Genomic DNA, 13,966 nt, shown 5'->3' on the forward strand with positions numbered 1-13,966 from the left:
TTATTAATTCTGCCAGATGCTGTTATCAATCTTATTGTCAAAGAGTTTACTTCCGCTGCTATTGCTATCCAGATAGATAGAATACTTCATAGCATTTGTGATGGTATTGGTCTCTAAGAGGCTGTTGTTTGCATCTATATAGATTCCATAGCGGCGGGTTGAGCTAATGTAATTATCCTTAAGAGAGAAAGCATTGTCGAGGTCTGTTACACCCTGTATATGAATACCATCCTTGACATTACTGCCGGTATTGCCGTAAATTTTATTCTGACTGATATCGGCAGAATTGGTATCGTATGCATAAATACCGTTCACGGAATAGCCAGAGATGAAATTACTGTAAATAGTGGTATTGTCACTCTTATCGTAGGTGGCAATGGCATTCCCACCACTGGAGTAAATCATATTGCCTGTAATATTACAGGTATTACTTTGTTTGGAAAGGTATATACCATTCTTTGCCGGGGAAGTTATCGTATTGTCCGTTATCAGGGAGTTACTTGTACTGTACAATCCAATCCCGCCGGCATTTCCGCCGGTGTTCCCCAGTTTCTCAAGGGTATTATTCTTAATTGTTGAATTATCACATTCTCTAAACAGATAAATTCCACTGTCAGCTGTATTGGAAATTGTATTATCCGATATGATACTGCCTGGGGTTTTCTCCAAGAATATCCCATAACGTTTGGTGGCTTCAATTGTATTATTTGCTATAGTAACGCCATTGAGCGGACGGGTATAGGTACCTATGGTTCTAATTCCGTCTCCCCAGCTGGTAATAGCAGAGGATGTTGATTTATTGATATCCCGGATGGTGTTATTTGTTATTTTGATGTTATAATCATCCGGCAGAGGTTCGGGTACCGTGGTACTTAAAGCATTCAGATAATGATTTGATTCATTGCTGATATAAGTGTAAGCCAGGATGCCGACACCTACATTGTATATATAATTAGAGCTGATTTCCAGGTTCTCATAATTATATGCCTTAATACCGGCTTCCGTTAAGTCATGGAGAGTATTCTTGGTGATGGTTATATTCTTGTGGAAGACTCCTTTTATAGAGGTATGGGAACCCATTGCCCTGGGATAGTCATAAATTTCATTCCCGCGTATCAGAATCCCGTCGCAGGGAAGGTCATCGTATTTAATATCCTTTGATTGGTTGGAAGGCACAACAACATTGTCGTGGACAATGTCCAACTGAATGGCTTCCTTTGGGCTTTCACCATCATAACCATGGAGCTTGCAGTTTTCAATTAATCCGTTTTTAATACCTGCAAAGGTAATCAAATGGCTGTTTACCGGCACATTGGATATTTCAGCATCTTTAACGGTAATATTTGTAGCATGAATGAAGCGAAAACTTTCTGTACCTTTATTTTTGTCTGCAATAGGAGAGGAATCCCAGACACCGCCAATGATAGTTATATTCTCTGATGTGGTATAGCCGCCCCGATCCTGGCTCATATCGTTGGAAAGAATTGGGCCTTTTTGATGAGTTTTATATAATTTTGCATCCGTATCGGCTGATATGGTTGTATTGCTGTATATCCTTAATTCCTTAATAAGGGTATAGCTGCCGGCGGGAATATGTACGGTAAGCTTGTATTTTCCGTCTTTGTTGTAATCCAGAAGACTTTGAAGCTCCGTTGAGGTAGAACCGGGACTGGCAGTAACCTCTTTGGTTTCAAGTGTGTCAGAAGTATCACCTAAAGTAGAACTATACTCGGCAGCATTTGTATATGCCACGCCATGGAGTACAGAGGATGGAACAAATGTTAATAGTGCAATAGAGGATAAACCTAAAATCATTTTCTTTTTCATATCGCAAAACCCTTTCATTATGACTGTTCATTTTAGTGTCTCTTGTCTGCCGTAACAGCCACTTTTACTTTGTATACCAGATATTCTATAAGTGTATCCTATTATATATGTATTGTAAACAATACGCAGTGAAATTTAAAGAAAATGTAATCTTTTTAACAAATAAGAAAGCAGTAATAGTACAAAAGTACTATTACTGCTTTCTGTTATCGGGAACTTATAAAAAATAGAATTTTAATTTTATTATCTGCTTCCGGCCTTTTTTAATTTACGATTCTGCCACATAACCCAAAGAGGACCTGCAATACAGATGGTTGAATAGCATCCGCTTATTGAACCGATTGCCATAGGAAGTGCAAAGCTTTGAATAGAATCAAGACTGTTTAATGTTGCCATGATGTATACAAGGCTTACGCTTAAAAATACGGCAAAATTGGTATTTAAAGATCTTGTAATTGATTGTGAGATGGACAAATCAGTAAGGGTCTCATAATCTAACTTAGGATGAAGGTCGTGGTTCTCACGTATACGGTCATAAATAACGATGGTATCGTTTACGGAATAACCGATGATACTTAGTGCAACAGCTACAAAGGAGTCTCCAATGGGTATTCTGAATACAACGCAGGTAAAGAATACCACCAAAACATCGTGAATCAAGGCTACGATGGCCATAACTCCGGCTGAAAGGCCACCAATTTTCTTAAAACGGAACCATACATAAGCCATTACCAGGACGAAAGAAAGTACAATAGCAATAATACCGTTGGTCAGGAATTTATGACCGAAAAAGGGTTCAACCATGGAGGATTCAGCCAGGGTTAAATTGTTGTCCGTAAATTTTGCTTTTAATGAGTCATCGAACTTTACCTGTTCTTTTGCATCTACGCCGTAATTACCGGCAATATTAAGAACCAGTCGTTGTTCACCTGTTTTCATATCCTTGGTAATCTGTGTGGTTACCGGCCGTCCAAGCAAATCTGAAGCAATATCAGCTGCATTCTCCGCATTTACATCACCGGTAAATGAATATTTCAGCATAGCCCCGCCCTTGAACTGGATATCCAGCTGTACGCCAAATAACTTCAGGTTAATGAGGCCAACCAGCATAATTGTCAGTGAAATTGCAAAAAAGATATAGCGCTTATTAAAAAAGTGCATACTTTTACTGCTGGTGGGAGTAACGGATAAGGTGGTGTTCATATTATTTTCGTTAATCATAGTGTTCTCCTCCTTGAAAAGCAAGTATAAAGGGAAGGCTTGCGCAATGCATTGTATTCACTTAAGGAGCGTATCATTAGCCTTGATGCAGTAACACCTGCTACGAAGTTAAAGAAGATACCGGTAAGCAGGGTATAAGCAAAGGAAAGTAATGCACCGGAGCCAAATTTCAGAAGGATTATACCAACTATCAGCACGGTTATGTTACCATCAAAAACAGAAGAGAAGGCACCTTTAAAACCGGAAGCGATAGCTGAGCGAACCGTTTTACCGGATCGAATTTCTTCGTTGATACGTTCAGATACAATAACGTTTGCATCTACACCCATACCAATGGAAAGGATAACACCGGCGATACCGGGAAGTGTGAGTGTCATCTGCGGAATGGAAAGAGCAAGTATCTGGCCTGAGGTCTGGATTAACAGGGAAATACATGCCACACATCCGGGTACTCTGTAATATATCATAAGGAGTGCGCAGATAATGGCAAAGGCAATAATACCTGCATCAAGCATGACATTCAGGGAACCGGAACCAAGAGTAGGGCTTATGGTATTATGGTTCTTGGTAATCAAGGAGAAAGGCAGAGCACCGGAATTGATCTTATCGGAAAGTGCTTTTGCGGAATCATACGTAAAATTACCGGAAATTTCTGCTTTACCGCTTGGAATCGCTTCATTGACAACTGCTGTCTGAATGAGGGTTTTATCCATATAAATACTTATGTTTTTACCGACAAGCTTCTGGGTGGCATTTGCAAACAGCTGTGTACCCTTTTCATCGAAAGAAAGACTTACTACATACTTATTCGTCTGTTTGTTCAGTTCGGGAGAGCTGTTGCTGACATGGGAGCCTTCCACTAATACGTTGCCGTCATCATCACGGAAGGTCAAAAGAGCGGTTTCTCCTAATTCAGCAATTGCATTGTCGGGATCGAAGTTCTTTTCATCGGATTTCCAGGGAAAACGTACGATAATGTATCCGTTATCCTTGTCAATTGTTACATCACGGTCGAGAATGTTCTTGTTATCAAGTCTTGTTTCGATAACAGAACGGGCAGCCTCTAATTCTTTTCCTGTAGGTTTACGGTCCAGATTAGCCGCCTGGAAAGCTGCTTCCACACCGCCGCGGATATCAATACCGAAACGGATATCGGGAGCGCCTTTAATTTTAAAAGAGCCTATCTGTACACCAAAGATTGCAGTGTAAGTCATAATTAAGGCTACTAATAAAACAATAAAAAATACGGGTTTCTTGTTTTTCATTTCTGAATCCTTTCTTTCTGCATATTTTTCATTATTACTGAGCATTTTGCACAGAGTGAATGGCCTGAAGGTTCCCGGCTCCAGACAGTAGAATGGAAGATTTGCAGAATCTTCATTCTTTATTCACATTTTTATGATAGACTGAATATAAGTCTTTCTTTAGGTGGCCCGTGCCCCCTAAGGGGTAAGAGAGAATACAGTCTGGGCTTGTCCCCTGCAGAATGCTTCAAAAAGAGTACGGCCATAATAACCAATATGGAAAAGTTATTGGACAAAAGTACATGAAGCATACCGGTTGTGGTACCCGGACGGTATGTAATGAGGCGGTAGGGAACCTTTAGCAGCAAACTTGCATAGGTTTCTTCTAAAGGCATTGAGGGAAGATGATAATAAAAAACATAAGGGCTGTTGCTTGGTAACCCTTGCGTATTAATAAGCATGTCATCGTGGTGAGAGGAAGAAGTACCGGTATAAAAACAATCGGAAAAGGAAGAATAGGTTATTATGAGAATAATAATTAGTACAGCTTGACGAAAGCTTTTCTTTTTACTTTTCACAGACAGCTATCTCCTTTACCAGAATTTAACGCCTTGTTTGCCACAAGACGCCACTATTATAAAATACCACAAATCGGTGCATTTGTATATTGGTTTTTGTAGTATTTTATAAAAATGATATCCAAATGAGAGCATTTTTAACCGTAGGAGATAGTTTGAAAAATGCAATGCATTTTTCAATTTTTATTCAGGCAGTATCGCAGGTAATCCTGCGATATGCATGAGGGTTTAGTTTGAAAAATGCAATGCATTTTTCAATTTTTATTCAGGCAGTATCGTGTAGATTGCAAGCAATCTACTGGCAAGCCTGCGATATGCATAAGGGTTTAGTTTGAAAAATAAATTAAAGGATGTATTCAGGAAAGAGGGTAATAAAGAGGTTGCTATGGAAGAATGGACTTGGGATATAGAGGATTTGCTCCTCCATAAAATCTTGTGGCTTATACGTATAGGAGATTATAAAAAATTAGATGATTACATTCAGCATAATAAAACCAGCTGTTTCTGGCACAGCATAGCAGTTGCCTATTATAGTATGCGGATAGCCAGGTTGCTGCGGCTTAAATGTGATTATGAATGCCTGGCAGTTGGTGCATTGCTTCATGATTATGTATTTTATGATTGGCATGTAAAGGATAAGAGTCACAGACTGCATGGGTTAAAGCATCCAAAAGCCGCATGGCATAATGCGTTAAAGATTAAAAATCTTGACAAGGTAGAGGATGATATAATACGAAAGCATATGTTTCCGCTGACACCCTGTCCGCCCATTTATAGGGAGAGTATTATAGTGTGTCTGGTTGATAAGGTATGTTCTTTGTATGAAATAGCAAACAGTAATGCCTATCGAAGACTGGCGGGAAAATATGCCGATTACTTAAAAGTTGCATAAATGGCCAGGAGTCTTTTATAGATGGGTCAATCAGGTCATGGCATAAAATTGAATAACAGCAAAATAGGAAAGTCTCCGGAAGTTCATCTGAAATGAAAGGTTCCGGAGGCTTTATTTTTGCGTTTTCATTTTCTGAAACAGATTGAAAGGTAAGACGATTTTTCTGAATTAAAAGAAGGATTGGATTATACCACAGCCAGGCTTATAGCAAAGAATAAGGGAGCCATGCTGTATGGTAAAATTGATGTTTGCGCAAACTTCCGAAGGGCACAGGAGAAATTGACATTATGGAGCATGTAGGGTATAATCAGGATACAATTTACGCATCTATACATACACAGTCTTATAATCATGTTGCGGATACACAAAAGACAGCTGCGAAGCAGTTAAAAGGTGTCAGTGAGGGCTTTCATATTTGGCTCCCATCTGCGTGCTATAGCACGCATACAAAATCAGGGGGAGTGGAAGTTTATTTTTCACTCTTATTCCCTTATATGGCTTCCGGATAAGATAGAGATTCTTATGGATGGTGAAGCTTATTTCACTTTCAAACCCACTGATTATAAACAAAATCCTTCTTATAAAGAATGGCCATTTGATAGGAAAATGCATCTGCTCTTAAATATAGAGGCAGGTGGCAATTGGGGCGGAGTGAAGGGTGCTGACCCTTCCGTTTTCCTGCAGAGGATGGAAGTAGACTATGTAAGAGTTTATTAAAGTGATGAAATTAATAACTTTATTATCAAGTAAATTAGAAGAAGGAACATTGCAGAGAATAAAAATGGAAAGGTGAATGGAGAAACCATAATGGTAACAATAAAGGATGTGGCCAAGGAAGCAGGAGTAGCAATATCTACCGTTTCCAATGTACTCAACAATGTGGATGTGGTAAGCGAAGAAACCCGCCAAAGGGTATTGGATGCGGCTGAAAAGCTTCATTATGTTCCGAATATGAATGCAAAGTTTTTAAAATCCAATAAAAAGAATACAATAGGTTTGTTTTTAACCAGTATCCAGGGTGATTTTTATAAAGACCTGATACAGGCTGTACATTTGCAGTGTAAGTTAAAAGGATATCAGCTGAATATTTACATCAGCAATGAAAATACCAGCGAAGAAATCTATAGTATGATAATTTCTTCAGGTGTAGAGGGAGTAATTGTATTTAACGAACATTTATCCCAGGAGTATATTAACAGACTTGCCATGGCACATGTGCCCATTGTATTTCTTGACAGAGAATACTGTACGGAGCAGATGTCCAGTGTTATCATAGACAGTATGGAAGGTGCAACCTGTGCCATGGAATACTTGATAAAGCAGGGACATAGAAGAATCGGATATTTTCATGGTGTCTCTAACTTTGATGATGAAAGCCGCTATAAAGCTTATGAAAATGTGTTAAAAAAATATAATCTTCCTATTGAAGAGTCAATTATCCTAAGAGGCTATTTTGAAGAAGCACTGGCTTATAGTGAGATGAGAGTGTTCTTGTTAAAAGGGATCAAGCTTCCGGAGGCATTCTTTTGCAGTAATGATGAAATGGCATGGGGATGCGTCAGAGCTCTTGCGGAAGCAGGCATCAAAGTACCGGATGATATCAGTATCGTTGGTTTTGATGATAGTACGGTTGCCAAATATAATACCCCCGCCATCACTACCGTACACAGTCCGGTTGCAGAACTGGGATCTTACGCAACAACAGAAATAATAAGGTTAATACAAAGTGAAGAGAGCGTTCAGGGCGGAGTATTCAGGCTGTCACCTGCTTTGGTAATCAGAGATTCCTGTAAGCTGCGTATAGGATAGTATCATTAAAAAGAATGATATTTATAAAAAGTAACCGGAAACATAAACTTTGCTTTTCGGTTACTTTTATTCGTTAGTAATTTGTAAAAGATGAAAGCTATGGTAAAATATGAGAGCTGAATTTTCACTCGGGAGGTAATTATGGAAAGAAACAATATTAGAAAAAATACATATGGAATAAGACTTCTGGTTATTATTATGCTTTTGTCTCTGGCAAATAAAAGCTTTGTATTGGCAAAAGCCGAAGAGTATAGTAATGTGGTCTCTTCCAAGAAAATAAATAGTATTCAAATAAAATATAATGATTCCCAATACACAATTTATAACAGCCTCAAAAAATCAGTAATTGATGAAAAAGTGATCTATATATCAATAAATGGAAAATATATAATATATGCAAAAGACAATTATGCGGCCTATTTATTAGATTCACAAACATGCAAAAGTGTTAAAATGAGCAATGACTTTTGCGGATTTTATGGAGAAAGCAGTAAAAAACTTTATTTTTCAAGGTATTATAATGATAGTAAGAACTTATGCTATTATGATATAACGACTAAAAAAACCAAGAATATAGCAGAGGATGTTGATAGGGTATATATGACGGCTGATTATATTGCCTATGACAAGTATATTGGCAATAAAAGCAGTTATGATTTGTATTTGATAAAATTATCAAATAATACGACAGAGAAATTAACTTTACCTGCGTTTGGAAGCCTGAAAGGATTGAAAAATGAGTATATTTATTACTGTTCTCCTGACGGAGGCGCTAGAAGTGATTTTTATTCGTACAATTTAAAAGCAAAAACGGGAAAGTATATGATGTCGGGAGAAAGCAGTCTTGATGAGGTTATAATTGATTCTAACAAAGTTTTCATTAAAGAATATTTGAGTTCTTTAATGGATTCCAGTATATATATGTTTAACTTAGACGGAAGTAAAAAAGTGTCTGTCGGAGAAGCTTACAAAGTTATGCTGAAAGGGAAGCATATTTATTACTTAAACCGGCAATATGCGGGTGAAGGTGAATTCAGTGGTGAGCGTATAGGGAGATGTAATCTGGATGGTTCCGGCAGAGTCTACTTAACGAAATTTAAGGATATGAAAGAAAAATATGCAGATTATTCTCCTTCATGGACAGTAGTATATAAAAAGTATATAAAATGATTAGAAATCTAAAATTTAAACCAGCCTAAAGCTCTGTTGGGGATAGGCTGGTTTAATGCTTGTAAATAGAAAAGTTTACACTTTCTTATGCGTTGTTTTGAACGAAATTCTCTAATTCCAGCTTTGCCTGCTGCAGAGAGGTTTCTGTGACACTCTTTAGTTGCTTTAGTTTAGATAATACGCTGTCAACTTTGGAATGAAGCTCTGCGACAGAAGAGATGGATGAATTGATTTTTGACTGCACCATCCAATCGGCCAGTAATCCGTCAAAGAAATAATCTGCAAACTTTGTAAAGCCGTCAATCTGGATATTGATATTCTCATCCATTTTTATGTCCGAAAGTTCGGAATGAAATTGATGTAAAAGAGATTGGACTTCACTTATGTAACACCCTGCATCATCCAAATGGGAATATTTCATCATATCACTTATGAGCCCCCCGCCCAGCAAATCAAAGGTTCCCCAGCCGTGAGCATCATCAAGGCTTTCTTCCGTATCCTTTATTTTGTTAAGGACTAAATTACCGGCTTTTACAGCCTCATCAATTTCAGTAAGGTTTTGCGAAAGAGAATGAATCTGTTCTTCAGCAGTTTTTATCTTTTCAGAGTTTATGGGGACATTTTCTGCCATAAGCTTGTATTTCTGTTCATAAAGCTTTCTATATGTATTTTCGCAGCCTGCAAAGGATACCCGCTCTTCCTCCAGATTGCGTATGGCAAGAAGGATATTTGCAATCTGTTTTTCAGCCTCTTCAAGTTTCAGCTTAACGGCTACGGCCTCCTGATATTCTTTTGCTTCCTTTTTTTCTTTCTTATTTAGCAGCTCCAGAAGCAGATTATTTAAACTTTTTTTAGACAAGTTGTTATAGTCATTTTCCTCTTTTTCAAACTGCTGCTTTAATTCGGTCCTTTTAGTTTCTAAACCGTCCAGCTGCTTGCGGTAATCGTTAAGCTTATTGCCAAGCCGTTGATATTTGCCTATTCCAAGGCGGTTTTCTTCCAGCTTTTTATTTAGTTCTTCAAACATTTAATAAGTTCCTTTCTGCCATAATGTAATTTTTATATGTTTACATAATGTTCAAAACATGTATCCATTATAGCATAAAAAGATTAAAAAAACATTAGTTATTTCTAATATTTTCCTTAAACTGGAATAGAGAGAGTAAAATTAATCCTGACAAAAGAAGCCCATAGTTTTCTGCTGCGCACCGGAAGGGGAACATATTACCATAGGGCTTCTTCTGTCATTCACAACATTTTAGTGGAAATGATTCGGCTTTGAGATATCTCTAAGGGTATCCTCGGCTCTGTCAGAAAGAGAAGGTTCCAGGGAGATATCACTTAAAGCTACAATACCTACAAGAGAATTGTTCTCTACAATGGGAAGCCTTCTGATTTGCTCTCTGCTCATAATTTCAGCAGCATCTTTTACATTCATATCAGGGCTTCCGAAAGAAGGATTCTTTGTCATGACATCTGATACTTTTTGGTCTTTCCAATTCTGCCCTTCTGCAATGCTGCGTAAAGTTAAATCACGGTCAGTAACGATTCCGACAACCTTATCGTTATCACACACAGGAATGGAACCAACATCATGCTGTTTCATCAGCTGGGCACATTTTTCTACACTATCTTCACAGCAAACACTTGCTATATCGGTTGACATAATATCTTTTACTTTCATTTTTACACCCATTGCATACCACAGGCATGCCTGCGGTACTGCCGCAAATAAGAAGGTTGAAAGAATCGTATTGCGGCATCCTTTCTGTAATTTATATTTTCTTTCAACCTTACATCCTTTCTATCGCTAAATTCTCTTTTGACTTTATTACTTACATTCTTAGAATACCCATGCAAAGGCTGTTTTATTATTGGATAATGAAGCTAAGTTATGCTATAATTGCACCTATAGAAAATGAATAAAGCAGTTCAGGATAGAAAGGAGGCGGAAAATACTGCTAAAAGAGGTAATGTTTACTATTGAAAAAGAAGAATTTACGGTTCAGGTTATCTATTCCAAGCGAAAAAGCGCAGTCCTTGAGTTAAAAGCAGAGGGAAAAATAATAGCCCGTGTACCGTCTTTTTTACCGGATTTAGAAGTAAGAAGACTTATTGAAGATAATAAATTCAAATTATATAAAAAATACAAAGAATTTTGCCCGGTGGAGAAAAGACCGGAAAGTTACTATAACGGCGCAGTTCTTCCCTTTGTATTAGGGGATATAAAGCTGGTTATAAAGAAGCAGGGAAGCAGAGAAACGGCAGGGGTTTACTATAGAAAAAGCCCGGATGGAAGCCGTACCCTTACCATAGAAACTATGTCGGAAGACACAGAGTTTTTAAGAGAATGTATTACCGGCTGGTACCGCAAATATGCGAAGGAAACCTTACAAAGAAAGGCATCTTATTATAGCGTTAAGATGCAGACGGATTATAAAAGGATCACGGTAAGAGAACAAAGAACAAGATGGGGCAGCTGCAGCAGCAAAGGAAATCTGAATTTTAACTGGAAGCTTATTATGATGCCGGAAATGGTAATTGATTATGTAGTGGTCCATGAGCTGGCACATAGAAAGTATATGAATCATTCACCTTCCTTTTGGAAGGAGGTAGAGAAAGTTCTGCCGGATTATAAGGAAAGAAGAAGCTGGCTTAAGAAAAACGGAGGGTATTTTTCTTTCTATTAGCATCTGATAAAAATATAAGTAAAGAGAGGAATGTTTATGGTATTATTATGGTATCCCAAATGTACAACGTGCCAAAGGGCTAAAAAATGGCTGGATGATAATCATGTTAAGTATGAATTAAGAGATATTAAGACCGATAATCCAACCCATGAGGAAATCAGGGAGTGGCATAAAAAAAGCGGACTGCCTTTGAAACGCTTCTTTAATACCAGCGGCCTGGTATACAAGGAGTTGGGACTAAAAGACAGGCTGCCGGAGATGACAGAAGAGGAACAGTATAACATTCTTGGGACCGATGGAATGCTCGTAAAGCGGCCTTTGATTGTTGATGATGATAAGATACTTGTAGGCTTTAAGGAAGAAGAATGGGGAGGAGCCTATAACAAACAGAAGTAATAGCCAAAAGTACCATATCTTTTTTGCACAGCAGCTTAAAAGATATAGTACTTTTTGTTTTTAAAGTTATTATTTTCTATCAGGTGCCGGAACCGCTGTCCGTATTATTTGAAGTGCCTCCATCCGTACCGGAATCGCTGCCGTTTGGCATATCAGGAGGAGTATTTCCTCCAAACTTTCCATTTGGACTGCCGTTGCTGCCCTGACCGCGTCCGCCGCCATTGCCGCCTCCAAAGCCGCCGGGACCACCGGTAGTCTGAAGGGTTGTGTTGGCATTCACGGTATCAGAAATAGTGAAGGTGTATACTAAGCTGCCATTGGAGGATAGAGTGTATTTCTTGTTCTTCTCTAAAAGAGGAGAGGATATAAGGACATATTGATAATTCTTTTCAGGGGTATAAGATATCATTTCCTTTCCGTCTGTATCCGCTAAGCTTATCTTGGTACCTCCTGTTTGTGCACTGTCAAAGACATAAGCCACAGAAGGCTGTTTGGAACCATCTGAAGGAGCCTGTGCCATACCGGAGCTTCCGGCTGCTATCAGAGTTCCTCCATTCATTGTAAAGGCAGTGTCATAATCCAAAGGGCCGTTTCCATTATTGGTGGGACCGGACAGGTAGATGGTTCCGTCATTCATTGTTATGGAACCGTTGGCATCTAAGCCATCTCCATCCGCATTCATTGTAATAGTACCGCCATTAATGGTAAGTACTGCATTTCCGTTTGATTCAAAACCGCCCCTGTCATTACTGGCTGCAGAAGAGCTTTCGCTGCCGCCTGATGCATTGATGCCGTCATCACTGGATGTTAGGGTAATATCACCGGAGTTTATGGTTATGTTTGCACTTTCAATACCCTCATAGCTTTTTTTGATATCTAATTTATCGACGGAAAGAGTAAGTTCAGAGTCTGCATGCATCGCATCATCACCGGAGGAAATGGTAAAGGTACCGTCTGTAACGGTAAGGGTTCCGTTACTGTGGAAGCTGTCATCGGAGCTGTCAACAGTAAAGGTGCCGCCGTTAATGGTTAAAACAGAAGCTGATTTAAAGGCCTTAGCGCTGGAGCTTTCTTCCTCTGTGGAGGTAGCGGAAGAGTCAGTAGCAGCAGAGTCAGAGGAGTTTTGATCTGGTTTTTTGCCGAAACCGTCTCCAAAATCATCCTGGGCCTTGGGTGCAGCATTTGCACTGCCGCCGTTGGTAGTGACATTAAAACTGCCGTCATTTACAATAAGGCTCGTTTCTGCCTGAAAACCGTCAGTACCGCTGGTAATATTATAGGTACCGCCGTCAATGATAATAAAACCTTTGGAAGTATCCTCAGTATTTGTGGATTTGATAGCATCACCGGTAGAATTTACCGTGATAGTACCGCCTTTTATGGAGATGGAATCCTTTCCGATGATACCGTCATCAACAGAGGTTACAGTAAGAGTTCCGTTTATAATTTTTAAGTCATCCTTACTCTGAATGGCATTGTTGTAGTTTCCATTTACATTTAAGGCGCCGCTTCCGTTAATAGTAAGATCAGTTTTTGAGAAAATGGCAGCACTGGGTTCATCCGTTGTATCATCGGCATACACATATTTTGAAGCATCCGTAATGGTATTTACACTGGATTCTGCCAAGGTCAGGTAAACATTTTTGGCATTTTTGATGTAGAGGGGAGCGGTAGTACTGCTTGTCATATCTGTATTGTTCAGCACAAGTTTAACATTGTCATCATCACCGGCATCAACTATAACGCTGCCGTCTGTTAAAGTTCCGCTTAATACATAAGTGCCTGCTTTTTTGATAGCAGCAGTATTATCCTTAATTGTAACGCTGCCATCACTGCTGGTTATGTTTTGTTTATCAAAGGTCATTTTTATTGCAGAAGCTTCATCCCAGGAAGCATCCAAATCGTTGTCACTGTATTCACCGGTGGTTTGTTTAACAGTGCTTACCGTTGCTGTTTTTGTATTTGTGCTTGTGTCTGCGGTGGTTTTATCCTGTGTACCGGCAGCACTTTCACTTGAAGAATTGTCTTTCTTGTCGGTACAGCCGGTAAATAAAAACAAGCTTAGTATTAAGAAGAGGCATAAGCCTTTTTTTAGTTTGGGGCGTATTCCCATGTGTTTTACCTTTCCTTTCCGTAGGG

At 38.9% G+C, this 13,966-nt stretch carries 13 protein-coding genes; 6 read left to right on the forward strand and 7 right to left on the reverse strand.

Going from position 1 to position 13,966, the window contains the following annotated elements; all coding sequences use genetic code 11:
* Nucleotides 1-3: 3 nt before the first annotated feature.
* From BUF11_RS03290 to BUF11_RS03305, 4 genes are all read right to left on the reverse strand, one after another.
* Nucleotides 4-1,827 carry a right-handed parallel beta-helix repeat-containing protein gene (locus BUF11_RS03290; RefSeq protein WP_073587346.1) on the reverse strand — a complete coding sequence of 608 codons (1,824 nt, stop codon included), beginning with the start codon at nucleotides 1,825-1,827 and terminating at the stop codon, nucleotides 4-6.
* A gap of 243 nt (nucleotides 1,828-2,070) precedes the next feature.
* The gene (secF, locus tag BUF11_RS24665; protein ID WP_242952302.1) at nucleotides 2,071-3,048 is read right to left on the reverse strand and encodes a protein translocase subunit SecF; all 978 of its coding nucleotides are present in this window, start codon (nucleotides 3,046-3,048) and stop codon (nucleotides 2,071-2,073) included.
* Nucleotides 3,045-4,313 carry a protein translocase subunit SecD gene (gene secD, locus BUF11_RS24670; protein WP_073587905.1) on the reverse strand — a complete coding sequence of 423 codons (1,269 nt, stop codon included), beginning with the start codon at nucleotides 4,311-4,313 and terminating at the stop codon, nucleotides 3,045-3,047. Before secD ends, secF begins: the two co-directional genes overlap by 4 nt.
* Before the next feature lie 131 nt (nucleotides 4,314-4,444).
* Complete coding sequence (locus BUF11_RS03305; protein ID WP_073587347.1) at nucleotides 4,445-4,870, reverse strand: hypothetical protein; 426 nt, start codon at nucleotides 4,868-4,870, stop codon at nucleotides 4,445-4,447.
* 331 nt (nucleotides 4,871-5,201) lie between these two features.
* On the opposite strand from BUF11_RS03305, the gene BUF11_RS03310 reads away from it, so the two are divergent.
* The 4 genes from BUF11_RS03310 (at nucleotide 5,202) to BUF11_RS03325 (ending at nucleotide 8,741) form a co-directional block, all read left to right on the forward strand.
* Nucleotides 5,202-5,762, forward strand: coding sequence for an HD domain-containing protein (locus BUF11_RS03310; protein ID WP_242952303.1), 561 nt, complete (start codon nucleotides 5,202-5,204; stop codon nucleotides 5,760-5,762).
* A gap of 399 nt (nucleotides 5,763-6,161) precedes the next feature.
* Complete coding sequence (locus BUF11_RS03315) at nucleotides 6,162-6,479, forward strand: glycoside hydrolase family 16 protein (RefSeq protein WP_073587348.1); 318 nt, start codon at nucleotides 6,162-6,164, stop codon at nucleotides 6,477-6,479.
* Between the two features lie 90 nt (nucleotides 6,480-6,569).
* Nucleotides 6,570-7,571, forward strand: coding sequence for a LacI family DNA-binding transcriptional regulator (locus BUF11_RS03320; protein WP_073587349.1), 1,002 nt, complete (start codon nucleotides 6,570-6,572; stop codon nucleotides 7,569-7,571).
* Nucleotides 7,572-7,802: 231 nt separating this feature from the next.
* Nucleotides 7,803-8,741 (forward strand): hypothetical protein, encoded by a 939-nt coding sequence (locus tag BUF11_RS03325; RefSeq protein WP_139243256.1) that lies wholly within the window; start codon nucleotides 7,803-7,805, stop codon nucleotides 8,739-8,741.
* A gap of 85 nt (nucleotides 8,742-8,826) precedes the next feature.
* Here the strand turns inward: BUF11_RS03325 and BUF11_RS03330 are convergent, their stop codons facing one another.
* Together BUF11_RS03330 and BUF11_RS03335 are read right to left on the reverse strand one after the other, a co-directional pair.
* Nucleotides 8,827-9,768: an AAA family ATPase gene (locus tag BUF11_RS03330; protein WP_073587351.1), complete on the reverse strand. Its 942-nt coding sequence runs from the start codon at nucleotides 9,766-9,768 to the stop codon at nucleotides 8,827-8,829.
* Between the two features lie 231 nt (nucleotides 9,769-9,999).
* A complete protein-coding gene (locus tag BUF11_RS03335; protein ID WP_073587907.1) occupies nucleotides 10,000-10,425 on the reverse strand; it encodes a CBS domain-containing protein in 426 nt (141 codons plus the stop codon).
* A 289-nt stretch (nucleotides 10,426-10,714) separates the two neighbouring features.
* Between BUF11_RS03335 and BUF11_RS03340 the strand changes: the two genes are divergently transcribed.
* Both BUF11_RS03340 and BUF11_RS03345 read left to right on the forward strand, forming a co-directional pair.
* Complete coding sequence (locus tag BUF11_RS03340; protein ID WP_073587352.1) at nucleotides 10,715-11,431, forward strand: M48 family metallopeptidase; 717 nt, start codon at nucleotides 10,715-10,717, stop codon at nucleotides 11,429-11,431.
* 36 nt (nucleotides 11,432-11,467) lie between these two features.
* A complete protein-coding gene (locus BUF11_RS03345; protein WP_073587353.1) occupies nucleotides 11,468-11,827 on the forward strand; it encodes an arsenate reductase family protein in 360 nt (119 codons plus the stop codon).
* Between the two features lie 79 nt (nucleotides 11,828-11,906).
* Here the strand turns inward: BUF11_RS03345 and BUF11_RS24910 are convergent, their stop codons facing one another.
* Nucleotides 11,907-13,940: a carbohydrate-binding domain-containing protein gene (locus tag BUF11_RS24910; protein ID WP_073587354.1), complete on the reverse strand. Its 2,034-nt coding sequence runs from the start codon at nucleotides 13,938-13,940 to the stop codon at nucleotides 11,907-11,909.
* Nucleotides 13,941-13,966: the final 26 nt, after the last annotated feature.

This window comes from Anaerocolumna xylanovorans DSM 12503, assembly GCF_900143645.1.
Lineage (GTDB): Bacteria > Bacillota > Clostridia > Lachnospirales > Lachnospiraceae > Anaerocolumna > Anaerocolumna xylanovorans.